21 protein-coding genes are annotated in these 22,597 nt (G+C 74.6%); 8 read left to right on the forward strand and 13 right to left on the reverse strand.

Translation table 11 applies throughout. The annotated features are described in order from the left end of the window. Window positions 1–105 precede the first annotated feature (105 nt). Entirely contained in the window at window positions 106–1,293 is a 1,188-nt protein-coding gene (gene aroC / locus ABD990_RS10360) for a chorismate synthase (RefSeq protein ID WP_345380077.1), read from the reverse strand. Window positions 1,294–1,305: 12 nt separating this feature from the next. After that, a complete protein-coding gene (locus tag ABD990_RS10365) occupies window positions 1,306–2,307 on the reverse strand; it encodes a prepilin peptidase (protein WP_345380079.1) in 1,002 nt (333 codons plus the stop codon). Between the two features lie 188 nt (window positions 2,308–2,495). Here ABD990_RS10365 and ABD990_RS10370 point away from each other — a divergent pair, with 188 nt between their 5' ends. Beyond that, window positions 2,496–3,362, forward strand: a complete 867-nt coding sequence (locus tag ABD990_RS10370; protein ID WP_345380080.1) for a spermidine synthase — start codon at window positions 2,496–2,498, stop codon at window positions 3,360–3,362. Window positions 3,363–3,373: 11 nt separating this feature from the next. Here the strand turns inward: ABD990_RS10370 and ABD990_RS10375 are convergent, their stop codons facing one another. The 6 genes from ABD990_RS10375 to shbA all read right to left on the reverse strand — a co-directional run bounded on the left by ABD990_RS10375 (window position 3,374) and on the right by shbA (window position 9,452). Further along, window positions 3,374–4,573 carry an endolytic transglycosylase MltG gene (locus tag ABD990_RS10375; protein ID WP_345380082.1) on the reverse strand — a complete coding sequence of 400 codons (1,200 nt, stop codon included), beginning with the start codon at window positions 4,571–4,573 and terminating at the stop codon, window positions 3,374–3,376. 119 nt (window positions 4,574–4,692) lie between these two features. Continuing rightward, window positions 4,693–5,106 carry a Holliday junction resolvase RuvX gene (gene ruvX / locus ABD990_RS10380; protein WP_345380084.1) on the reverse strand — a complete coding sequence of 138 codons (414 nt, stop codon included), beginning with the start codon at window positions 5,104–5,106 and terminating at the stop codon, window positions 4,693–4,695. A gap of 16 nt (window positions 5,107–5,122) precedes the next feature. Next, window positions 5,123–7,783: an alanine--tRNA ligase gene (gene alaS / locus ABD990_RS10385; protein ID WP_345380086.1), complete on the reverse strand. Its 2,661-nt coding sequence runs from the start codon at window positions 7,781–7,783 to the stop codon at window positions 5,123–5,125. A gap of 56 nt (window positions 7,784–7,839) precedes the next feature. Continuing rightward, window positions 7,840–8,148 (reverse strand): hypothetical protein, encoded by a 309-nt coding sequence (locus ABD990_RS10390; RefSeq protein ID WP_345380087.1) that lies wholly within the window; start codon window positions 8,146–8,148, stop codon window positions 7,840–7,842. Continuing rightward, window positions 8,145–8,546 (reverse strand): DUF948 domain-containing protein, encoded by a 402-nt coding sequence (locus ABD990_RS10395; protein WP_037044369.1) that lies wholly within the window; start codon window positions 8,544–8,546, stop codon window positions 8,145–8,147. Before ABD990_RS10395 ends, ABD990_RS10390 begins: the two co-directional genes overlap by 4 nt. Before the next feature lie 102 nt (window positions 8,547–8,648). Continuing rightward, window positions 8,649–9,452, reverse strand: a complete 804-nt coding sequence (gene shbA / locus ABD990_RS10400) for an RNA polymerase sigma factor ShbA (protein ID WP_425569572.1) — start codon at window positions 9,450–9,452, stop codon at window positions 8,649–8,651. A gap of 379 nt (window positions 9,453–9,831) precedes the next feature. Between shbA and ABD990_RS10405 the strand changes: the two genes are divergently transcribed. Beyond that, a complete protein-coding gene (locus ABD990_RS10405; protein ID WP_345380088.1) occupies window positions 9,832–10,527 on the forward strand; it encodes a TetR/AcrR family transcriptional regulator in 696 nt (231 codons plus the stop codon). A 136-nt stretch (window positions 10,528–10,663) separates the two neighbouring features. Continuing rightward, window positions 10,664–11,776, forward strand: coding sequence for a DNRLRE domain-containing protein (locus tag ABD990_RS10410; RefSeq protein ID WP_345380090.1), 1,113 nt, complete (start codon window positions 10,664–10,666; stop codon window positions 11,774–11,776). Here ABD990_RS10410 and rocD read toward each other — a convergent pair. The 3 genes from rocD to ABD990_RS10425 form a co-directional block, all read right to left on the reverse strand. Next, on the reverse strand, window positions 11,763–12,995 hold the full coding sequence (rocD, locus tag ABD990_RS10415; RefSeq protein WP_425569573.1) for an ornithine--oxo-acid transaminase: 1,233 nt from the start codon (window positions 12,993–12,995) through the stop codon (window positions 11,763–11,765). The genes ABD990_RS10410 and rocD overlap by 14 nt on opposite strands. Further along, window positions 12,992–13,828, reverse strand: coding sequence for a dimethylargininase (gene ddaH, locus ABD990_RS10420; RefSeq protein WP_345380091.1), 837 nt, complete (start codon window positions 13,826–13,828; stop codon window positions 12,992–12,994). Before ddaH ends, rocD begins: the two co-directional genes overlap by 4 nt. 137 nt (window positions 13,829–13,965) lie before the next feature. Then, the gene (locus tag ABD990_RS10425) at window positions 13,966–14,436 is read right to left on the reverse strand and encodes an Lrp/AsnC family transcriptional regulator (protein WP_345380092.1); all 471 of its coding nucleotides are present in this window, start codon (window positions 14,434–14,436) and stop codon (window positions 13,966–13,968) included. Between the two features lie 10 nt (window positions 14,437–14,446). Here ABD990_RS10425 and ABD990_RS10430 point away from each other — a divergent pair, with 10 nt between their 5' ends. Together ABD990_RS10430 and ABD990_RS10435 are read left to right on the forward strand one after the other, a co-directional pair. Continuing rightward, the gene (locus ABD990_RS10430; protein ID WP_345380094.1) at window positions 14,447–15,718 is read left to right on the forward strand and encodes an arginine deiminase; all 1,272 of its coding nucleotides are present in this window, start codon (window positions 14,447–14,449) and stop codon (window positions 15,716–15,718) included. Window positions 15,719–15,809: 91 nt separating this feature from the next. Beyond that, window positions 15,810–16,712, forward strand: a complete 903-nt coding sequence (locus ABD990_RS10435) for a S1 family peptidase (protein WP_345380096.1) — start codon at window positions 15,810–15,812, stop codon at window positions 16,710–16,712. A gap of 22 nt (window positions 16,713–16,734) precedes the next feature. Here ABD990_RS10435 and ABD990_RS10440 read toward each other — a convergent pair whose 3' ends face one another. After that, entirely contained in the window at window positions 16,735–18,099 is a 1,365-nt protein-coding gene (locus tag ABD990_RS10440) for a replication-associated recombination protein A (protein ID WP_345380097.1), read from the reverse strand. Between the two features lie 55 nt (window positions 18,100–18,154). Continuing rightward, on the reverse strand, window positions 18,155–19,396 hold the full coding sequence (locus ABD990_RS10445) for a hypothetical protein (RefSeq protein ID WP_345380099.1): 1,242 nt from the start codon (window positions 19,394–19,396) through the stop codon (window positions 18,155–18,157). Between the two features lie 259 nt (window positions 19,397–19,655). Between ABD990_RS10445 and ABD990_RS10450 the strand changes: the two genes are divergently transcribed. Genes ABD990_RS10450 through ABD990_RS10460 form a run of 3 tightly spaced genes read left to right on the forward strand, consistent with a single transcriptional unit; the run spans window position 19,656 to window position 22,555 of the window. After that, a complete protein-coding gene (locus tag ABD990_RS10450; RefSeq protein ID WP_345380100.1) occupies window positions 19,656–20,885 on the forward strand; it encodes an aminotransferase-like domain-containing protein in 1,230 nt (409 codons plus the stop codon). Window positions 20,886–20,898: 13 nt separating this feature from the next. Next, window positions 20,899–21,387 carry an Lrp/AsnC family transcriptional regulator gene (locus ABD990_RS10455; protein WP_345380102.1) on the forward strand — a complete coding sequence of 163 codons (489 nt, stop codon included), beginning with the start codon at window positions 20,899–20,901 and terminating at the stop codon, window positions 21,385–21,387. Window positions 21,388–21,397: 10 nt separating this feature from the next. After that, on the forward strand, window positions 21,398–22,555 hold the full coding sequence (locus ABD990_RS10460) for an aminotransferase class I/II-fold pyridoxal phosphate-dependent enzyme (RefSeq protein WP_345380103.1): 1,158 nt from the start codon (window positions 21,398–21,400) through the stop codon (window positions 22,553–22,555). The last annotated feature ends 42 nt before the right edge of the window (window positions 22,556–22,597 follow it).

Raw genomic sequence — 22,597 nt, forward strand, 5'->3', positions numbered from 1 at the left:
GACCGCCCGGCCGCCGGAACGGTGTCCGGTCGGGCAGCGTCCCGTCCGGCGCCGTGCGGCGGGACGCAGCGTCGTCGCCGCGCCGCGCGGTCGGGTCGTGCCCGCTCAGTGCGCGAAGCGGCGCGCCACGTCCTCCCGGTAGGCGGCCGCGTTGCGCCGGGTCTCGGCCAGCGAGTCCCCGCCGAACTTCTCCAGCGCCGCCTCGGCCAGCACGAGCGCCACCATCGACTCGGCGACCACGCCGGCGCGCGGGACGGCGCACGCGTCCGACCGCTGATGGATCGCGGTGGCCTCCTCGCCGGTCGTGGTGTCGATCGTGCGGAGCGCCCGCGGCACCGTGGAGATCGGCTTCATGGCCACCCGCACCCGCACGGGCTCGCCGTTCGTCATGCCGCCCTCGATGCCTCCCGCGCGGTTGGACAACCGCTTCACCGGGTCGCCCGGGATCATCTCGTCGTGCGCCGCCGAGCCGCGGCGGTGCGCGGTGCGGAAGCCGTCGCCGATCTCCACGCCCTTCATCGCCTGGATGCCCATGAGGGCGGCGGCGAGCTTGGCATCGAGCCGGCGGTCCGACTGGACGTACGAGCCCACGCCCACCGGCATGCCGTAGGCGAGCACCTCGATGACCCCGCCGAGGGTGTCCCCGTCCTCGTGCGCGGCGTCGATCTCGGCCATCATCCGCTCGGCCGTGGCCTCGGAGAAGGCGCGCACCGGACTGGCGTCGACGCGGTCGAGGTCGCCCGGCCCCGGGACCGGGTCGTCCTCGGGGGCGTCGACCGCTCCGATCGCGACGACGTGGGACACGACGTCGACCCCGAACGCCTGCTTGAGGAAGGCCTTCGCCACCGTCCCGAGCACGACCTTGGCGGCGGTCTCCCGGGCGCTGGCGCGCTCGAGGACCGGGCGGGCCTCGTCGAAGCCGAACTTCGTCATGCCGGCGAGGTCCGCGTGCCCGGGCCGCGGCCGGGTGAGCGGCGCGTTGCGGGCCCGGTTCGCGATCAGCTCCGGGTCGACGGGATCGGCCGCCATGACCGTCTCCCACTTGGGCCACTCGGTGTTGCCGATCCGGACGGCCACCGGGCCGCCCTGGGTCACGCCGTGCCTGATCCCGCCGATCACCTCGAGCTCGTCCGCCTCGAACGCCATCCGCGGGCTGCGCCCATGGCCCAGCTTGCGGCGGCCGAGCTCGGCCTGCAACTCCTTGGTCGTGATCTCGACACCGGCGACCATACCTTCCAGCACGGCGACCAGCGCGGGACCGTGCGACTCCCCGGCGGTGATCCAACGCAGCACGGTCTGATTCTCTCACCCCCCACCCACCGCCCCGACGGCACCGCTCACGCCGCTCGTCAGGGCCGCGGCGAACACCACCAGCCAGGCCGACCCGAGCATGGGTGGGCCGAGCGGCAGCTCCGCCGGCGGCCCCGGGGACCCTCCGCCGCGGCGCCACACCGCTGCATCCGGCGAGCCACCGGGCCGCCCCGCTGCATCCGGCGAGCCACCACGCCGCCCCGCTGCACCCGGCGAGCCACCACGCCGCCCCGCTGCACCGGACGAGCCGCCGGGCGCCCCCGGTTCCGCCGTCCCGGACCGAGCGGCGCCGGGCAAGGCAACCGGCACACCCGGCTCGCGCTCCCGCTGATCCCGGACGGCACGGGCCACGACGAAGCCGGCCATGACGGCGCTGACTACGGCCGTCAGAGCGCACCCGAGCAGCAGGGCCGGCCAGGACGCCGCGGCGAGCAGGGCACCGACCGGTGCCGCGAGCTTCACGTCGCCCAGGCCGAGCGACCGCGGCGACACCGCGTGGACCAGCAGGTACGACCCCGCGAGCACGGCCGCGCCGGCCGCCGCCCGGCCGACCGACGCGACCCCGAGCGGCACGGCGAGGAGCAGCGCGGCGGGCAACGCGGGCAGGGTGAGCGCGTCGGGCAGCCGGTGGTGTCGCAGGTCCACGATGCTCGCCACGACGGCGAGCCACGCGGCACCGAGGAGCAGCGGAGCCCACGACCACGGCAGTACCCCGGCTCCGGCTGCGCCCCCGACGCCCGCCCACGGCACCCCGACCGCCACGTCCGGCCAGGGCGGCGGCACCCGCGTGCCGCGGCGCAACCGCCGTAGCAGCACGCGCCCGGCGGCCCCGCCCAGCATGCCGAGCCCGAACCCCAGGACCGCCCACCCGACACCCGGACCGCTCGGCAGGAGTCCGCCCGGCGAGAGTCCGCCCGGCAGGATCCCCGAGGCCGCCACCCACTCCCCGGGCACTCCCCTCGCCGTCACCACCGCCGTCAGCACCGCGCTCGTCATGCCGCCGATGCTCGCCCGGCCCGCCGACCCGCACGGACGGGAGCGGCAAGTTGTGCACAGGCGCGCCGCACAGTGGATCGATCGGGCCGGTGGACCGCCGGTCGGGCGACGATGTCGGGCCACCCTGGTAGTGCGCCTCACCGCGCGTTCGACGGCGCCCTGGGCCGCCGGTGGGGAAGGATCGTGGGGTGCCCGACCGCGCCCGCCCCGAACGACCCCTCGCACCCGCCGTGGTGCACGCGGAGATCGACCACGGCCGGGCCGAGCTCGTCGGCGACCCGGAGCGTCCCCTGGCCTGGACGCTGCTGGTCGACGGCACCGCGCAGTCCCACGTCGATCTCGCCGACCCCGAGCACCTGGAGTTCGAGTACGTCCGGCGGATGGGGCACGTGGTCGACACGATCGCGCCGGCCCTGCAGCCGCTGCGCACCGTCCACCTCGGCGGCGGGGCCTGGACCCTGCCCCGGTACGTCGCCGCCACCCGTCCCGCTTCGCCCCAGCTCGTCGTCGAGCTCGACGCGGCCCTGATCGACCTGGTCGCCGCGCGGCTGCCGGCCGACGGCACGGGCATCGAGGTGGTCAGCGGGGACGCCCGCGCCCTGCTGGCCACACGCCCGGACGCCTCCGCCGACCTCCTGGTCCTCGACGTCTTCGCCGGGGCGCGCACCCCTGCGCACCTGACCTCGGCCGAGTTCGTCGCCGACGTCCGGCGGGTCCTCGCACCCGACGGCGTCTACGTCGCCAACGTGGCCGACGGCGGCACGCTCGAGTTCGCCCGCGGCCAGGTCGCCACGGTCGCGGCGCTGTTCCCCGAGCTCGCGGTGATCGCCGCGTCGGACCTGCTCGCCGGCCGCCGGTTCGGCAACCTCGTGCTGGTCGCCTCCGCCCGACCGCTGCCCGTCGCCGATCTCGCCCGGCGGACCGCCGCGGACCCCTTCCGCGCACGCGTCCTGGCCGGTCCGGCGGTCGCGGAGCTGGCGAAGGGTGCCGCCGTGCGGCACGACCGGTCCACGACGCCGTCGCCGGTCCCGCCGCCCGGGTTCTTCGGGCAGTAGGCCGGCGCCCGCTAGAACGCGCCGTTCCGGACCGCCTGGCCGACGTTGGCCTGGTGCTCGGCCAGCGACGTCGCGAAGCAGGAGGTGCCGTCCTTCTGGCAACGCACGAAGAAGGTCCACGGCCCCGCCTCCGGGGCCAGCGCGGCGGCGATCGCGTCCTTGCCCGGCGCCGCGATCGGGGTCGGCGGGAGCCCGGTGTTCTGGTACGAGTTGTACGGCCCCGCCGTGCCCCGCGCCTCGGCCGTCGTGCGGAGGGCCTGCAGGTCCAGCGGGTAGTTGACCGTGGAGTCCAGCTCGAGCCGCTGGTTGATGTCGAGCCGGTTGGTGATCACCCGGGCGACCTTGCCCATGTCCGGGGTGATCGCCTCCTTCTCGGCCAGCGAGGCGAGCACCAGGAGCTCGTAGGTGGCGAGGCCGTCGTGGCTCGCGTCGGAGGTGAGCCCGCTCGCCTCGAGCTGCGCGACCGACACCGCGAACAGGGACTTCCAGACGTCCGTGGCGGAGGTGCCCGGGGCGACGTCGTACAGACCCGGCACGATCAGGCCCTCGAACCTCCGGTTCGGCTCGGCCCGCGCGACATCCTCGACCGCCCACTGCGGCACGCCGAGCGAGGCCGGGTCGGCCGTCGCCATGACCTGCCGCAGCTCCTCGGGGCTGACACAGCGCCGCTGGCCGTCGATCCGCGCGCAGCTGGCCTGCGAGATCAGGCTGATCACGCCGGGTGCCACGGTCCCGTCCGGCGACCGGGTGTCGTCGAGCTGGGTACCGCCGCGGATCTCCAACCGCCCCACCCGCGAGGACGGGTCGATCATCGCGGCCACCGCCGCCTCGCCGGACATCTGCAGCCGCATCTGGTAGTAGCCCGGCTGGATCCCGAGAACCTTCTTCTCCTCGGCGGCGGCCTCGGTGAACGCCTCCGGGCTGGCGACGACGCCGCGGCGGGCCAGCATCGTGCCGATCTGCCGCGTGGAGTCCCCGTCGAGGACCCGGACCACGGCGTCGCCCTGGCCCTCGCCGTCGAAGTCGTCCGTGAAGAAGGCCGACCCCACGAGGTAGGCACCGCCGCCGAACACCGCCCCGAGCAGGACCAGCGCGGCGAGCAGCACGAACAGGCCACGCCGGCGGCGTCTGCGGGCGATCTCGCGGAGCTCGGCCCGCCGCGCCGCGAGCTCCTCACGACGGGTCAGGAAGGGACCGGGCGGGGTGCTCACGCGGCGCGGCCCGCCCGACGGCGGTTCCGGAGGCAGCGGCACATCCCGTTCACAGCTCCGGAGGGTAACGGGTCGCCGGATCGGCCCGGCACCGAGCACGCCCGACCGGGCGCCGGCGCTCACCGCCGGGTGTCGAGGTACCCCTGCAGGATGGCGACGGCGGCCGCCTGGTCGATCACGGCACGCTGCTTGCGCCCCTTCACCCGGCCCCGCAGCTGCTGGGTCGCGACGACGGTGGTGAGCCGCTCGTCGTGCAGCACGACCGGCACGGTCAGGACGGCCTCGAGCTCGACCTTGAACGCCTGCGCGGCCTCCGCCGCCGGCCCCTCCCGGCCCGCGAGGGTACGTGGCAGCCCGAGCACCACCTCGACGACCAGGTGTTCCTCGACCAGCTCGGCGATCCGGCGGGCCGCCCCCTCGCGGGGGACGGTCTCCAACGGCGTCGCGACCAGGCCGTCGGGGTCGCACAGGGCGACCCCGACGCGCACCGAGCCCACGTCGACGCCGAGCCGGCGCCCGCGCGGGGCGCTCACCGCGGGACCCCGGGGATCAACCCCGGACCGCCTCGCGCAGCATCTGGATCGCCGCGGCCACGCCCGACGGGTCGGTGCCGCCGCCCTGGGCGAGGTCCGGCTTGCCACCGCCCCGCCCGCCGACGGCCGGCGCGAAGGCCGGGATCAGCTTGCCGGCGGCCAGCCCCTTGTCCCGCGCCGCGGCCGTGGTGGCCACGACGAACGCGACCTTGCCGCCGTCCGTCGAGAACAGCGCCACGACGCCCGGCGTGGACCCGAGCCGGCCGCGGACGTCCGAGGCCAGGTTGCGCAGGTCGTTGCCGCCCAGCCCGGCGGGCGCCTCGACGGCGACCACGGACACCCCGTCCAGGTCCTCGGCCTGCGACGCGAGGGTCCCGGCGGAGGCCAGCACGGCCTCGGCGCGGTGCTTCTCCAGGTCCCGCTCCGCGTCCCGCAGCCGCTCGACCAGGCCGTTGATCCGCTCCGGCAGGTCCTCCGGCTTGGCCTTGAGCTGCTCGGCCAGCTGCGAGACGAGCAGGTGCTCCTTGGACATGTGGTCGAACGCGTCGAGCCCGACGAGGGCCTCCACGCGCCGGACCCCGGACCCGATCGACCCCTCGGACAGCACCTTGATCAGGCCGATCTCGCCGGTCCGGCCGACGTGGGTGCCACCGCACAGCTCGCGCGAGTAGTCGCCCATGTCGACCACGCGGACGCGGTCGCCGTACTTCTCGCCGAAGAGCATCATCGCGCCGAGCCGCTTGGCCTCGTCCATGGACGTCTCGTAGGCCTCGACCTCGCGGTTCTGCTGCAGCACCGCGTTGATCTCGCTCTCGACCTCGGCGAGCTGGGTCGGCGTGACCGCGCCGGAGGGCGAGGTGAAGTCGAACCGCAGCCGCCCGGGGGCGTTGAGCGAGCCGGCCTGCGCGGCCGAGGTGCCGAGCGCGCCGCGGACCCCGGCGTGCACCAGGTGCGTGCCGGTGTGGGCGCGGGAGATCGAGGCCCGCCGGGCGACGTCGATCTCGGCGATGACCGGGGAGTCGACCGTGGCCGTGCCGTTCGTGACGACCCCGCGGTGCACCCGCAGGCCCGCGACCGGCGACTGCACGTCGTCCACCCGGATGGTGAACGAACCCGAGCGCAGCTCGCCGGTGTCGGCCTGCTGGCCGCCGGCCTCGGCGTAGAACGGCGTGCGGTCGAGGACGACCTCGACCGACGAGCCCTCGGAGGCGGCCGGGACCGGCTGCCCGCCGGCGAGCAGCCCGACGATCGTGCCCTCGGCGGCCAGGTCGGTGTAGCCGAGGAACTCGGTGGTGCCGTGGTTGTCCAGCACCGCCCGGTAGACCGAGGCGTCGCCGTGTCCGACCTTGCGGGAGGCGGCGTCGGCCTTCGCCCGGCTGCGCTGCTCCTGCATGAGCGCGGTGAACCGGTCCTGGTCGACCTCGAGCCCCTGCTCGGCGGCCATCTCCAGGGTCAGGTCGATCGGGAAGCCGTAGGTGTCGTGCAGCTGGAAGGCACGGTCCCCGGGCAGCACGAGCCCGCCGGCCTTCCTGGTCTCCGCGACGGCGGTGTCGAAGATCCGCGAGCCGGCGGTCAGGGTGGAGAGGAAGGCCTCCTCCTCCGCCTCGACGACGGCCGAGATGCGCTCGAAGTCGGTGACCAGCTCGGGGTAGGTCGGCGACATCTCGTCCCGCACCACCTCGGCGAAGGCGCGCAGCACCGGCTGGGTCACACCGAGCAGCCGGGCCGAGCGGACGATCCGGCGCAGCAGCCGGCGCAGCACGTAGCCGCGGCCCTCGTTCGACGGCGTGACGCCGTCGCCGATGATCATCACGCCGGACCGGGCGTGGTCGGCGATGACCCGGAAGCGGGTGTCGTCCTCGGGGGTCACGCCGTACTTGCGCCCCGACAGGGCCTCGGCCTGCGCGATGACCGGCCGGACCAGGTCGGTCTCGTACACGTTGGCCACGCCCTGCAGCAGGTAGGCGACGCGCTCGACACCCATGCCGGTGTCGATGTTCTTGCTGGGCAGGGTGCCGATCGGCGGGTGGCCGAGCTTCGGGCTCAGCTCGCCGCGCTCGTCCTGCATGAAGACGAGGTTCCAGATCTCGAGGTACCGGTCCTCGTCCGCCTCGGGGCCGCCCTCGCGCCCGTACTCCGGGCCGCGGTCGTAGTAGATCTCCGAGCAGGGCCCGCCGGGACCGGGCACGCCCATGTCCCAGTAGTTGTCCTTGCCGCCGCGGCGCTGGATCCGCTCCTCGGGCAGCCCGGCGATCTTCTTCCAGAGCGCGGTCGCCTCGTCGTCGTCCTGGTAGACGGTGACCCAGATGCGGTCGGGGTCGAACCCGAACCCGCCCGACGCGAGGTCACCCGTCACCAGGTTCCAGGCGTGCTCGATGGCCCCGGCCTTGAAGTAGTCGCCGAAGCTGAAGTTGCCCGCCATCTGGAAGAACGTGTTGTGGCGGGTGGTGCGGCCGACCTCGTCGATGTCGCCGGTGCGCACGCACTTCTGGATCGACGTCGCACGCGGGTACGGCGCCGGGACGTCGCCGAGGAAGTACGGCTTGAACTGCACCATCCCGGCGTTGACGAACAGCAGGTTGGGGTCGTCGAGGATGAGCGACGCGCTCGGCACGGAGGTGTGCCCGGCCTTGACGAAGTGCTCGGTGAAACGGCGGACGATCTCGTGGGTCTGCACGGGGTGTCTCTCTCAGGGGAAACGGTGGGACGACGGCTCGGTGCGGCAGGGACCGCTCAGGCCCCTGCCCGGCGCGCTCGCCCCCGAGGGCGGGCCGGCTCGTCCTCGGCCACCGCCTCACTGTAGGACGGGACGTGCCCGCCCGTCCGCCGTTCCACGAGGTCGGTGAGCTCCTGCTCGCGGGTGGCCATGCCGGCGCGCACCTCGGCGCCGAAGGCCCCGAGGCCGGCGCCGAGCTCACGGAGCCCGTCGGCCAGGTCCGCACCGATGCCCTGCGGGGTCAGCCGCTGCCTGGTCTCGGTGAGCCGGCGGGTGACGTAGGCACCGGCGGCCGCGCCGACGCCCATCCAGAACAGCCGCCTCACTTCTTCCTCCCCCGGCGACGGCCGCGGGAGTGGGCGCCGCCGTCCCGCCCGGCGCGGCGGGCCTTGATCGCCTTGTTGAGGCCGTAGGAGAAGGCGGCGGCGCGCACGAGCGGTCCGCCGAGGGTGGCGGTGAACAGCGAGGTCAGCACCGACACGTTGCTGGTGACGGTCTTGGCGTTCGAGGTGATCCCGTCGACCCGCTCGAGCTGGGTGTTCACGCTGTTCAGCGTGGTGTGCGCGTCGACCAGCAGCGGGGCGCTGCCCTCGTGGGCCTTGCGGATCGCGACGGTCGCCTCGTCGAGCGTCCGGCCGAGCTTCAACAGCGGGATCGCGAGCAGCACGACGAGCACCACGAACGCGATCGCCGCGATGAGCGCGGCGATCTGACCAGCCGACACGGACCCCTCCAGCGATCTTCGAACTGCGACCGCCACGAGCGTGGAGATCGGCGGTCAGGCTACTCCCCCGGCCGCCGGTCCCCACGTCCGGATCAGTCCGGATCAGCCGGTGGTGTCCCGTGCCTCCGCATCGCCGTCGTCGCCGACGACGTCGGCCTCGACGGCCCCCACCACGGCCTCGGCGACCTCACGGGGCAGGCCGCCGGTGACGAGCTGGCGCAGCCGGGCGAGCGCCCGGTGCTGGGTGACGCGCACGGCGCCGGGGGTGGAGCCGACGGTCTGCGCGGTCTCCTCGGCGCTGAGCCCGACGACCACGCGCAGCACGAGCACCTCGCGCTGCCGCTCGGTCAGCACGCCGAGCAGCCCGCCCAGGCGATGGTTGAGCTCGGCGGTGAGGGCCAGGTGCTCCGGCCCGTCGAGCACGACGCCCGTGTCCGGCACGTCGGCCACGGGCTCGGAGCGGTTGCGGCCGATGGCCCGGAAGGTGTCGGTGACCTTGTGCGCGGCGATGCCGTACACGAAGGCGCGGAACGACAGGCCCTTGACGGTGTAGCCGGGCAGGGCGGCGAGGACGGCGACACAGACGTCCTGCGCGACGTCCTCGGCCGAGCCGATCACCGTCTCCTGGCGACCGAGCCGGGCGCGGCAGTAGCGCAGCACCAGTGGGCGGATCTCCTCGAGGAGCCGCTCGCGGGCCCGCGGGTCGCCGTCGACGGCGGCGGCCACGTACTGCTCGAGCACCGACGGTGCGGGGACCGACCGGGCCCGCCGGCCCGTCGGTCCGCCGACGACGGTGAGGTGCGGGGCCTGGGCGCCTGCGGGCTCCGGGCGGGCGGTGAGCTCCTCCGGCTCGGCGAACGCGGCGCCGAACGGATCCGGGGGCTCGAAGGCGGCCGCGGCGGTCATCGGACCGGTTCCGAGGCGGCGCGGGCAGCACGGACGTACGCGTGGGCGTGCATGGGTTCCCCTCCCCTGCGGCGCAGGGGACGTGCCCGCAAGGCGGACGGTGCCCCTCCGCGCCGTGCGCGGTAGTGAGCGGCCGGGGCCCGATGTGCCCGTCGGACCCTGGCCGCGTGCTCCGGACGGAGCGACCGTGCGACACCCGCCCGGCCGCTCGAGGCGACCCCCGACGGGCCGGTGCCCGTACTGTCTCCCGGCGGTGGGTCGCGGGGCCGTGCCCTGCCTCGCGAGACCGTTCGAGATTCAAGTACGTGGTCACCATCTTGGGTGATCCTCGAAATGGAGTCAAGCCCAACTCGGCGCGTTTCGGCTACCGTCCGTCGATATGACCTCCGGCGAAAGCCGCCGTTCGAGCGATGCTCGGGCGAGGGCGGCGCAGACCAAGCGCGACCGCACCCGCCGCGCCCTGCTGGACGCCGCCGAGGCCAACTTCGGCGCCCGCGGCTGGAACCGCACGCGCATGGAGGACATCGCGGCGACCGCCGGCGTGAGCCCGGCGACCGCCTACAACCACTTCCCGAGCAAACACGCCCTCATCGGTCACGTCTACGCGCCGCTGGTCCATTCACTCGTCCGGCAGGCGGAGCAGGACCGCGCAGCCGGACGGCCGGTGGAGGACGCACTGCGCGACCAGATCCATGCCCTGACCAGGACGAGTTGGCGCTACCGCGGTCTCACGGCCGCGTTCTGGTACGCCGCCCAGGACTACATCGCGACGCGGGTCGGGGGCCCGCCGGACCCCGCCGACCTGGGGGACCCGCGCACCCTCGCGCCGGTGCCGGACACGATCCTCGGCATCCTCCAGGACGGGCAGGCGTCGGGTGAGCTGCGCCCCTACCCGCCGGCCCTCGAGGTGAGCGGGATGATCGTGAACATCCTGCTCATCCGGGCGGTCAACCGGCCCCACGAACCACCGGAGCACACGGCCGAGTTGTTACTCACCGTGCTCTTCGGGACACTCAAGCCGGAGGTGCTGTGCGCCGCCACCGCCGACGAGCGGCCGTTCGCGAGCGGCCACTGAACGGCCCCACGGGACGGACGGCCGTCGGGACGCGACGAGCGGTCCCGAACGGGTGTATCCGGTCCCCCGCTGCGGGCGGGTTCCTTGCCGTACCCCACCGGTGGTCGTACCTGTACCGATCATGGAACGTCGCGCGGTGTCCCGCATCGCCACCCTGCTCTCCCTCGCACTGTCCCTCGGCACGGCCGCCGTCCTCGCGGCCGCCCCGGCCGCAGCCGCCCCCGTCGGCTCCACCGAGGCCGGCAGCAGCACCAACGCCACCTCCGAGTCCGCCGTCCGGCCCGACGGCGCCCGGACCGTCACGCTCTACTCCGGCCCGGTCCGGGTCCAGCGCGGCGCCGAGTGGCTGCCGGTGGACCTCACCCTGCGGGCCGGGCCCGACGGCGTCGTGCGACCGGTCGCCTCGCCCCACGACCTCACGCTGACCCCGACGGGCCCGTCGGTGCGGTACGCCGACGGCGGCTCCGCCGCGGTCGTGTGGCCGGAGCCGCTGCCCGCCCCGCGGCTCGACGGCCCGAAGGCCGTCTACCGGCAGGTCCGGCCCGGCTACGACCTCGAGGTCGAGGCGACCCGCGCGGGCTTCGCCGCCTCGGTGCGCAAGGACGGCACGCCGACCGGCCCCGCTCCGGAGCTGCGGCTCACCGGCAACGCCGAGGCCCTGCCCGAGGCGCCCGGCCCGCTCACCGAGGCCGAGTCCGCCGTCAGCCGGGTCGTCGCGGCCGCCCCGGTCACCGCCGAGGCGCCGGTCCCCTTCGACACCACGACCCAGACGACGGTCCGGAACACCGACACCTCGGGCGACCCGGACCTGCGGCTCGGCAGCTACGACGGCACGGAGGCCGCCCGCAGCTATCTGACCTTCGATCTCACCGGGGCGAGGTCCGGGACCGTGCGGACCGCGACGCTGGACCTCTACCAGACCTGGTCCGCCTCCTGCCGGCCGCGCGCGTGGGAGGTCTGGACGCTCCCCGCGGGCACCACGGTCGGGCCGGAGCTCCGGTGGGCGAACCAGCCGCAGGGCGAGCGCCCCCGCGCGACCAGCACGGACACGCGCGGCAACGCCGCCAGGTGCGCGCCCGGCTGGAGCAGCGTCGACGTCACCGAGCTCGTGCGGGAGTGGACCGCCGCCGGCGCGACCGCCGGCACCGTGATGCTCAAGGCGGCCGACGAGAGCGACCCGCTGTCCTGGAAGCGGTTCGCCTCGGCGGAGACGGCGACGGTCCCGCACCTCACCGTCACGCTCGGCTGAGGACCCCCTCCAGGGTGTCGAGGGCCAGGTGCAGGTCCTGCTCCTCGACGACGAGCGGGGGCGAGAGGCGCAGCGTCGGGCCGTGGGTGTCCTTGCTGAGCACCCCGGCCCGCGCGAGCCGCTCCCCCAGCTCGCGGCCGGTCCCGAGGGCCGGGTCGACGTCGATCCCCGCCCAGAGCCCCACCCCGCGCACGGCGGTCAGGCCCGGCATCGTGCGCAGCCGGGCCTGCAGGATCCCGCCGAGCACGCGGGTGTGGTGGAGGACCGACGCGTCGCGCAGGATCCCGATCACCGCGCGGCCGACCGCGCAGGCCAGGGGGTTGCCGCCGAAGGTGGAGCCGTGCTGGCCGGGGCGGAGCACGCCGAGGACGTCGGCGTCGGCCACCACGGCCGACACCGGCACCACGCCGCCGCCGAGCGCCTTGCCGAGCAGGTAGACGTCCGCCTGCACACCGCCGAGCCCGCGGGTCGCCAGCACGTGGCCGGTGCGGCCCAGTCCGGACTGCACCTCGTCGGAGATCCAGAGCACCCCGGCGTCCGTGCAGATCTCCCGCACGGCACGCAGGTAGCCCTCCGGCGGGACGATCACGCCGGCCTCGCCCTGCACCGGCTCCAGCAGCACCGCCACGGTCTCCGGGGTGATCGCGGCGCGCAGGGCCTCGGCGTCCCCGTACGGGACGACGTCGAAGCCCGGCGTGAACGGGCCGAACCCGCCGCGCGCCTCGGGATCGGTGGAGAAGGACACGATCGAGATCGTGCGCCCGTGGAAGGCACCGGCCGCCACGACCACCCGCGCGCGGTCCGCGGGCACGCCCTTGACCTCGTAGCCCCACTTGCGGGCGACCTTCAGCCCGGACTCGACGGCCTCGGCGCCCGTGTTCATCGGCAGCACCATGTCCTTGCCCAGCAGCGCGGCGAGCTCGGTGCAGAACGGGCCGAGCTGGTCGTTGCCGAAGGCCCGGCTGGTCAGCGTCATCCGGTCGAGCTGGGCGTGCGCGGCGGCCCGCAGGACCGGGTTGCCGTGCCCGAAGTTCAGGGCGGAGTAGCCGGCGAGGAAGTCGAGGTAGCGGCGGCCCTCGACGTCAGTCACCCAGGCGCCCTCGCCGGAGGACAGCACCACCGGCAGCGGGGCGTAGTTGTGGGCGGAGTGCTCGGCGAGCATCCGCTCGTGGTGCGCGGTCGCCGAGAGGGCCGTGGTGGGCTGGTCCAGAAGGGTCATGCGCGCACCTCCAACGTGCAGCACTTGGGTCCGCCGCCGCCCTTGAGCAGCTCGGACAGGTCGACGCCCACGGGCTCGTACCCGCGGTCGCGCAGGGCGGCGGCGAGCCCGGCCGCCGCGGCGGGGAGGACGACGTGCCGACCGTCCGACACGGCGTTGAGCCCGAGGACCGCCGCGTCGACCGGCGAGGCGAGCACCGCGTCGGGATAGCGGCCGGCCAGGACCCCGCGGGAGCGCGGCGTGAAGGCCTCGGGCAGGTAGGCGATGTCCTGCCCGGACAGCACGGCGACCGCGGTGTCCAGGTGGTAGTAGCGGGGGTCGACGAGCTCGAGGCCGATCACGGGCCGGCGCAGCACCCGGGCCGCCTCGGCATGCGCCCGCGGGTCGGTGCGGAAGCCGGTTCCGGCCAGCACGACGTCGCCGGCCACGAGGAAGTCGCCCTCGCCCTCGTTGACGAACGCCGGCTCGGTGTACGGGCCGACCTCGACCAGGGCCTTGCGGAACAGCTCGGCCTCCGGCGCCCGCTGCGGGTAACGGAAGCGGGCTCCGTAGATCCGGCCGTCGACAACCGTCGCGGCGTTGGCGGCGTAGACCATGTCCGGGAGCCCGGGGTCGGGTTCCACGACGGTCACCTCGTGGCCCAGCCCGAGGTAGGTGCGGCGCAGGGCGTCCCACTGCGCGAGGGCCAGGTCGCGGTCGACCGGCGTGCCCGGCCGCATCCAGGGGTTGATCGCGTACTCGACGGCGAAGTGGGTGGGCGGGCACATCACGTAGTGCCGCCGGGTGGGTGTGCGGTCCGGAACTCGGTCGGGACGGGTGAGAACGCTGGTCACTGAGCCTCCCTCGGCGCGGCGGGAGTCACGTCCTCGGGACTCGCTGCCACGGTAAAGAGGCGTGGGTCACGTCGACAATCGCCGTGCGTTGCCCGTGCGCGCACGATCCTTGCGCGTTCTGCGGCAGAAACGATGTTTCAGTGCATGGTCGGGGGTGGCCTGCGGATGAGCGGCGAGAGCACCAGCACGGACTTGGTCCGCTCGACGAACCCCTCGGCGCCGATCTGCTCGAGCACCTGCTCGAAGTGCCGCATGTCGGCGGCGAGGATGCGGACCAGCGCGTCCGCGTCGCCGGAGACGGTGCTCGCGTCGACGACCTCGGCCAGCCCGGCGCACGCGCGGCGGATCGCCGCCGGCGGGGTCGACGGCCGGCAGTACAGCTCGACGTAGCCCTCCACCGTCCAGCCCAGCGCCGCCGGGTCGAGGCGCACGGTGAAGGCGGTGATCACGCCGTCGGCCCGCAGCCGGTCCACCCGCCGCTTGACCGCGGACGCGGACAGCCCGACCTCCGTGCCCAGCTCCGCGAAGCTGCGGCGCGAGTCGGCGACGAGCAGCGTCACGATCTTCTCGTCGAGCGGGTCCCAGCGCACGCGCCCATCTTCGGCCACGATGGCGACCATGCATCCCACGGACTCGCCGGCCGACCCGGAGGAGCGCGGCGACCGCCCCGCCTACCGGGTCGACTCGGAGGTCGGGCTGCTGCGGCAGGCCCTGCTGCACCGCCCGGGCCTGGAGCTCAAGCGGCTCACCCCGGGCAACAAGGACCAGCTGCTGTTCGACGACGTGCTGTGGGTCCAGCGCGCGCAGGAGGAGCACGACGGTTTCGCCGCCCTGCTGCGTGCGCGCGGGATCGAGGTCCACCTCTTCGACCGGCTGCTGCGCGAGACCTTCCGACTGCCGGAGGCCAAGGCGTACGCGCTCGACCGGATCTTCGACGACCGGATGTACGGCCCGCTGGCCGTCGACGCCCTGCGCAACCTCTTCGACGCGATGGACGTCGATACGCTGACCGAGTACATGATCGGCGGCGTCACCAAGCGCGAGGTGCTCGACCTGATCGAGGAGCCGCGGTCGATCGCCTTCCACATCCTCGGCCCGGACGACTTCGTGCTGGAGCCGTTGCCGAACCACCTCTACACGCGCGACACCACGGCCTGGATCCACGGCGGCGTCGCGATCAACAGCATGCGCAAGCAGGCGCGGATGCGCGAGACCGTGCACTACGAGGCCGTCTACCGCTGGCACCCGCTGTTCGCCGGGGCAGGCTTCGACGTCTGGTCCTCCGGCTCGGTCAACGGGCCCGCCACCGTCGAGGGTGGCGACATCCTGGTCCTCGGCGACGGCGCGGTGCTGATCGGGATGAGCGAGCGGACCCGGCCGGCGGGCGTCGAGCGGCTGGCGCGGGCGTTGTTCGCCGGCGGAGAGGTGGACCGGATCGTCGCGCTGCGGATGCCGCACGGCCGCGCGCTGATGCACCTGGACACCGTGCTGACGATGGTCGACCGCGGCACCTTCGTGAAGTACGCGGGGCTCGGCATGCTGCCCTCCTACACGGTCCGGCCGGGCGACTCCGACAAGGAGATGGTCGTGACCGACCACCCGCCGGAGGACATGCACGCCGCCGTCGCCGCCGTCCTCGGGCTGGACTCGATCCGGGTGCTCACCGCGGAGCAGGACGTCCACGCCGCCGAGCGCGAGCAGTGGGACGACGGCTGCAACCTGCTCGCCGTGTCCCCGGGCGTGGTCGTGACCTATGAGCGCAACGTCACCACCAACACCTACCTGCGCAAGCAGGGCATCGAGGTGCTCGACATCCCCGGCGGCGAGCTCGGGCGCGGGCGGGGCGGGCCGCGGTGCATGAGCTGCCCGATCCTGCGCGACCCGGCGTAGACGAATACGCAGCGTGTAACTACTCCGTCCGGGTGACGCGCGCGCGGGTGGACCGCCGGTCCGGAGGCAACGCCGGCCTCGTTGGCGAGGCGTGGCCGCCCTCGACGGACAGCGCACCGCGCTGCGCCTCCCCGGATTCCGGACCGTGCTCCGCGCCCTCCTGGTCCTCGCGGCCGTCGCGGCCCTCACGGGTGCCGGGGTGGCCGCCGCGTCGCCGCCCGAGCCCAAGGCGGCCGCCCCGCTCGCCGCGCCCGCCGCCGTGATGGCCCTGCTCGACGCGCGGACCGCGGCCGGCATGCCGGCGGGGCTCGCGGACTACGGGATCGAGGGCGACGTCGTCGACGTCCGGCTGGTGGGCGACCCGTCGCCGGAGGTGACCGCGCTGCTCGCGGGCATCGACCCCGGCCTGCTGCGGGTGCGGACCGGGGCCGCCGTGCCGCACCACCAGGACCTGCGCGGCGGCCAGCGGATCACCGGCGGCAACACCCGCTGCACCCTCGGCTTCTCCGCGGGTGCCGGCGCCCAGGACTGGATCATCACCGCGGGCCACTGCACGCGGGAGTCCGACGCGTGGCTCGACGACCGCGGCCGGCCCATCGGGGACGGGGCGAGGACCGCGAGCAACGGCGTCGACGTCGGGGCCGTGCCCGTCACGTCGGACTCGGCGGCGCTGCCCGAGGTGGCCTCGGTGCCGGTCCGCGGCACCGTGCCCGCCCCGCTCGGCTCCGCCGTGTGCCTCTACGGCAGCACCAGCGGGGAGGTCTGCGGGACGGTGAGCGCCCGCGACCGCACGGTGAACTTCGACGGCCAGCAGCAGCGCGGAATGGTCGTGGCCTCCATCTGCACGGCCCAGGGCGACTCGGGCGGCCCGTACATCACCGCCGACGGGCAGGCGCAGGGCGTGCACAGCGGCGCGGGCGACGGCTGCACCGCCTACTTCACCCCGATCGACCAGGCGCTGAGCTCACTGGGCCTGACCCTGCGCACCACCTGACGGCAGCGTCGGGGGTCCGGGGTCAGCGGCCCCGGACCGCGCGGCGGAGCTTCGGCAGGCGCTCGGCCAGGACCCGCTCCGCGCCGTGCGTGGTGGGCTCGTAGTAGTCCTTGCCGACGAGCTCGTCCGGCGGGTACTGCTGCGCCAGCACCCCGTCCGGTGTGCTGTGCGGGTAGCGGTAGCCCACGGCGTTGCCCAGCTTCTGCGCGCCCGCGTAGTGCCCGTCCCGCAGGTGCGGGGGCACCGCGCCGACCGCGCCGGCCTTCACGTCCGCCATCGCGGCGTCGATCGCGGTGATGACGGCGTTGGACTTCGGGGCCGTGGCCAGGTGCACCGTGGCCTGGGCCAGGGCCAGCCGGGCCTCGGGCATGCCGACGAGCTGCACCACCTGCGCGGCCGCCGTGGCCGCCTGCAGCGCGGTGGGGTCGGCGAGCCCGATGTCCTCGCTGGCGTGCACCATCAGCCGCCGCGCGATGAACCGCGGGTCCTCCCCCGCCACGATCATGCGGGCCAGGTAGTGCAGCGCCGCGTCCGGGTCGGAGCCGCGGACGGACTTGATGAAGGCGCTGATGACGTCGTAGTGCTGGTCGCCGGCGCGGTCGTAGCGGACCGCGACCTCGGTGACGGCCCGCTCCACGGCCGCCAGGTCGACCACACCCGTGCCGTCCGCCAGCACGCCGTCGGCAGCCGCCTCCAGTGCGGTGAGGGCCCGGCGGGCGTCCCCCGCCGACAGCCGGACCAGCGCGGCCTCGCCGTCCTCCGCCAACGTGACCGCGCCGTTCAGGCCCTGCGGGGCGGCGACGGCGCGGCGGAGCACCTCGCGGACCTCGTCCTCGTCGAGCGACTGCAACTGCAGGACGAGCGAGCGGGACAGCAGCGGCGAGACCACCGAGAAGGACGGGTTCTCCGTCGTCGCGGCGACCAGCAGCACCACCCGGTCCTCGACGGCGCCGAGCAGCGCGTCCTGCTGCGTCTTGGAGAAGCGGTGCACCTCGTCGATGAACAGGACGGTGGAGCCGCCGTGGTAGTCCCGGCGGCGCCGCGCGTCGTCGATCACCGCGCGCAGCTCCTTCACCCCGGCGGACAGGGCGGACAGCGCGACGAAGTGCCGCTCCCCCGCCCGGGCCATCAGCCGCGCGAGCGTGGTCTTGCCGGTGCCGGGCGGGCCGTAGAGCAGCACGGACGCCGGTGCGCCGCCCTCGAGCAGCCGGCGCAGCGGGGCGCCGGGCTTGAGCAGGTGCCGCTGCCCCACGACCTCGTCGAGCGAGCGCGGCCGCATCCGCACGGCGAGGGGCGCGCCCGGGGCCGGGCGCGCCTCCTCCGCGGCGGCCCCGGGGGATCCGGGGGGCTCGCCGATGTCGAACAGACCGTCGGATGCAGCGCTCATCGGTGTCCAGGGTGCCACCCGGCACCGACGGTTCCGGCACGAGCCGGGGCAGGATCTAGGACTGCAGCTCCTGCACCAGCGTCGGCGTGCCGACCTGGGCGTTCTCCTTGTTGCGCAGCGAGGCGTAGGTGACGACGGCGACGCCCGCCGCCGCCAGGGTCACCGGGAGCGTGAGGATGTTGATGATCAGCGACCGCGCGACGCTGTCCGGCTGGGTGAAGGTGCTGACGATCGCGGTGATGACGCCGCTGTAGATCCCCGCCGCGATCGCGAAGGTGATCAGGCGCCCGAAGGTGCCCCAGAACTCGCGGTTGACCAGCTCGAACGTCCGCCCGATCCCGGCGCGCTCGAACATGATCACGCCGGTCAGCGCGGCGACGAACACGACGCTGAGGTAGATGCCGGGGATGATCAGCAGCAGGAAACCGATGAACACGAGGATGCCGGCGAGGATCCCCCAGCCCAGCAGCGGGAGGGCACGGCGGGCCGCGAAGGACAGCGCCTCGCCGGCGCCGACGGGCTGCTCCGCCGCCTGGCGGGTGACCACGTACACCGACGCGCCCTGCGCCAGCAGCGACGCGGCCACCACGAGGATCAGGAAGATCCCGCCACCGACCGCGAGACCGACCAGCCCGCCACCGGCGGCGAGGACGACCCCGAGGATCGCCGCGAGGATCAGCGCCGGCAGCGCCGTGGCGAGCTGGATCAGCAGCAGCGGCTGCCAGCTCCGCTTCAGCACCGCGAGGACCTTCGTCCACCAGTCCGAGAAGTCGGCGGCGACGAGCGGGTCCGCGAGCGGGGCGGGCGCCCCGCCCGGGTACTGGGCCGGCTGGCCGGGCCCGTAGCCGTAGGGCTGTTGCCCGTACCCCTCCGGTCCGTAGCCCTGCCCGTATCCCTGCTGCCCGTATCCCTGCTGCCCGTATCCCTGCTGCCCGTATCCCTGCTGGCCGTACCCCTGCTGGCCGTACTGGCCGGGGCCTGGCTGCCCCTGCCCCGGCTGGCCGTAGCCGGCCGGCGGTGGATAGCCCTGGCCGTACGGCGGCTGACCGGGCGCCTGTCCGTACTGCCCGGGCCCGTACCCCGGCGGCGGGGCCTGGCCCGGCTGGCCGGCCCCGCCCTGCCCGTACCCGCCCTGCCCGTAGCCCTGCCCGTAGCCGCCCTGGCCGTACCCCGGCGGCGGGCTGCCCTGCCCGGTGGCGGGCGGCTCCTGCCCGCCCTGCTGGGGCGGGGCCGAGCCGGGCTGCGGCGCGCCCTGCTCGCCGTGCTGGTGGCGGTCGTCACCCGGCGGGTTGCTCATACCGGGCAAGGTAGAGGGTTTGTGCACCTCGGTCACCGGGCCGGAAGTCCCGTGATCGATTCGCAACGTGCGCCTCCGTCCCAACAAATGAGAAGTCGGTTCCGGATCGCAGGACGAAGGGCGCACCATCGAGGTGGGCGCGGTCCACCCCATGCCGCACCCGTGCTCCGCGGACGACCCCCGCGGGACGGCCCGGCCTCCCGGCCACCACCCGGGAGTGCTCGGTCCCCGCCCCTGCCCACCTCTCCGCGAGGCCCTCATGACCAGCACCGACCTCCGTCCCCCCACGGCCCCCGGGACGCCCCCGATCGCGCTCGCCGCCCGCCTCGGCGGGATCCGCGGCTCCGCGATCCGGGACCTGCTCACCCTCACCGCACACGCGGACGTCCTGAGCCTGGCCGGCGGGCTGCCCGCCGCCGACCTCATGCCGCGCGAGCGCATCGCCGCGGCCGCCGAGCGGGCCCTGCGCTCGCCTGCCGCGGTGCAGTACTCCGAGACCGCCGGGCTCGCCCGCCTGCGCGAGGTCGTGGCCGCGCACGAGACGGGCCGGACCGGGCGGCCGGTCGGGGCCGCCGACGTCGTCGTGACGAGCGGGTCGCAGCAGGCCCTGGACCTGGTCGCCCGCGCCCTGCTCGACCCGGGGGACGCTGTCGCGGTCGAGGACCCGGTGTACGTCGGGGCACTGCAGGTACTGCAGGCCGCGGGCGCCGCCGTCCACCCGGTCCCGCTCGACGCGGACGGGATGCGCGTGGACCTCCTGGCCGCGCGGCTCGAGGCCGGGTTCCGGCCCCGCCTGGTGCACACCGTGTCGAGCTTCCACAACCCGCGCGGCGTCACGATGGGCCAGGAGCGCCGCCGCGCGCTGGCCGGGCTCGCCGAGCGGTACGGCTTCCTCGTCGTGGAGGACGACCCGTACGGCCTGCTGGCGTTCGACGGCGAGCCGCCGCGCCCGCTGGCCGCGCACGGCGACCACGTGGTCCGGCTGGGCAGCGCGTCGAAGGTGCTGGCCCCGTCGCTGCGGGTCGGCTGGCTGGTCGCACCGCCGGTGCTGGCCGCAGCCGTCGAGCGGCTCAAGCAGTCGACCGACCTCTGCGGCTCCTCCCTGACGCAGATGATCACGGCGGAGCTGCTGGCCGACGAGGCCTGGTTCGCCGCGCACGTCGACGGTGTCCGGCGGGAGAACCGGGGCCGTGCCGCGGCGCTGACCGCCGCCGTCGACACCGAGTTCGGTGACTCGGTGACCCGGTCCACCCCGACGGGCGGCATGTTCTGCTGGCTGGAGTTCGCCGACGGCACCGACACCGCGGAGCTCCTGCCCCGGGCGCTGGAGCACGGGGTGGGGTTCGTGCCCGGCAGCGCCTTCGCGGTGGACACGGCGGGCACCGACCTCCGCTCGGCCGCCCGGCTCTGTTTCGCCACCTACCCGCCCGATGTGCTGACCGAGGCCGTCCGGCGGCTCGCCCGCGCCGCCCGCCGGTCGAACTCCTGAGTAGGGTCGGACCGTGCGCGAGATCCTGGAGCTGCTGGAACGGGACGCGTCGCTGAGCCACGACACCCTGGCCACCATGACCGGTCGGCCCGTCGCCGAGGTGTCGGCGCAGATCGCGGCGTGGGAGAAGGCCGGCGTGATCCGCCGGTACAAGGCGGTGGTCGACTGGGAGAAGGCCGACGGCTCGGAGGCCACCGAGGTCACGGCGTTCATCGACGTCGCGGTGGCGCCGGCCCGTGGCGTCGGGTTCGACGACGTCGCCGAGCGGATCTCCCGGTTCGACGAGGTCCGCAGCTGCTACCTCGTCTCCGGGGGGCACGACCTGCGGTGCACCGTCGTCGGGTCGAACATCCGGGCGGTCAGCGACTTCGTGAGCCGCAAGCTCTCCACCATCGACCGGGTCACGGCCACCGCCACGCACTTCGTGCTCCGCACGCACAAGCGGGACGGCGACACCTTCTTCGAGCCCGAGCCGGACCACCGGCTGCGGGTGACCCCGTGAGGACCGCCCGATGAAGCCGCTCAACGACGTCATCGCCGCCTGCCCGCCGTCCGGTATCCGGCGGTTCTTCGACATCGCCGCCGAGATGGACGACGTGATCTCCCTGGGCGTCGGTGAGCCGGACTTCGTCACGCCGTGGCGGATCCGTGAGGCCGGCATCTACGCCCTCGAGCACGGCTACACGACCTACACCTCCAACGCCGGTCTGCCGGAGCTGCGCCGGCTGATCTGCGGCGAGCTGGAGCGGCGGTACTCGGCGCAGTACGCCTGGGACACCGAGTGCCTGATCACGACCGGGGTGTCCGAGGGGCTGGACCTCGCACTGCGGGTGCTGCTCAACCCCGGCGACGAGGTGGTCGTGCCCGAGCCCTGCTACGTGGCGTACGAGCCGTGCGTGTCGTTCGCCGGCGGCACCCCGGTCCGGGTCGCCACGCGCTGGGAGGCGGACTTCGCGATCGACCCCGCCGCCGTCGAGGCCGCGATCACGCCGCGCACCAAGGCGATCCTGATCGGCTCCCCGGCCAACCCGACGGGCGCCGTGCAGCCGCGGGCGGCGCTGGAGGGCCTGGTCCGGCTGGCCGAGAAGCACGACCTGTACCTGATCTCGGACGAGATCTACGACCGGCTCACCTACGACGACACCCACGTCTGCCTGGGCGCCGTCCCGGGGGCTCGCGAGCGGACCGTCGTGCTCGGCGGGTTCTCCAAGGCCCAGGCGATGACGGGCTGGCGGGTCGGCTGGATCTGCGCGCCGCAGGCCGTCGCCGAGCTGTGCGTGCGGGTGCACCAGTACACGATGCTGTGCGCCCCGCACGTCTCCCAGGTCGCCGCGGTGGAGGCGCTGAAGGAGGCCGACGGCGACGTCCGGGAGATGGTCGCCGACTACGACCGCCGGCGCCGGGTGTTCGTGAAGGGCCTGCGCGAGATCGGGCTGGAGTGCCCGGAGCCGGGCGGCGCGTTCTACGCGTTCCCGTCCATCCGGTCCTCCGGGCTGGACTCGGAGACCTTCGCCGAGCGGCTGCTGAAGGCGGAGAGCGTGGCCGTGGTGCCCGGCGACGTCTTCGGGCCCTCCGGGGAAGGACACATCCGGTGCTCCTACGCGACGGCGTTGCCGCAGCTGGAGGAGGCGCTCGTGCGGATCGACCGGTTCCTGGGCTCGCTGCGGTAGCGGGACCGGGATCACAACCGTCGCCGGATCGCAACACTGTGC

This window comes from Pseudonocardia yuanmonensis (genome assembly GCF_039542425.1).
In the GTDB taxonomy this organism is placed as follows: Bacteria; Actinomycetota; Actinomycetes; order Mycobacteriales; family Pseudonocardiaceae; genus Pseudonocardia; species Pseudonocardia yuanmonensis.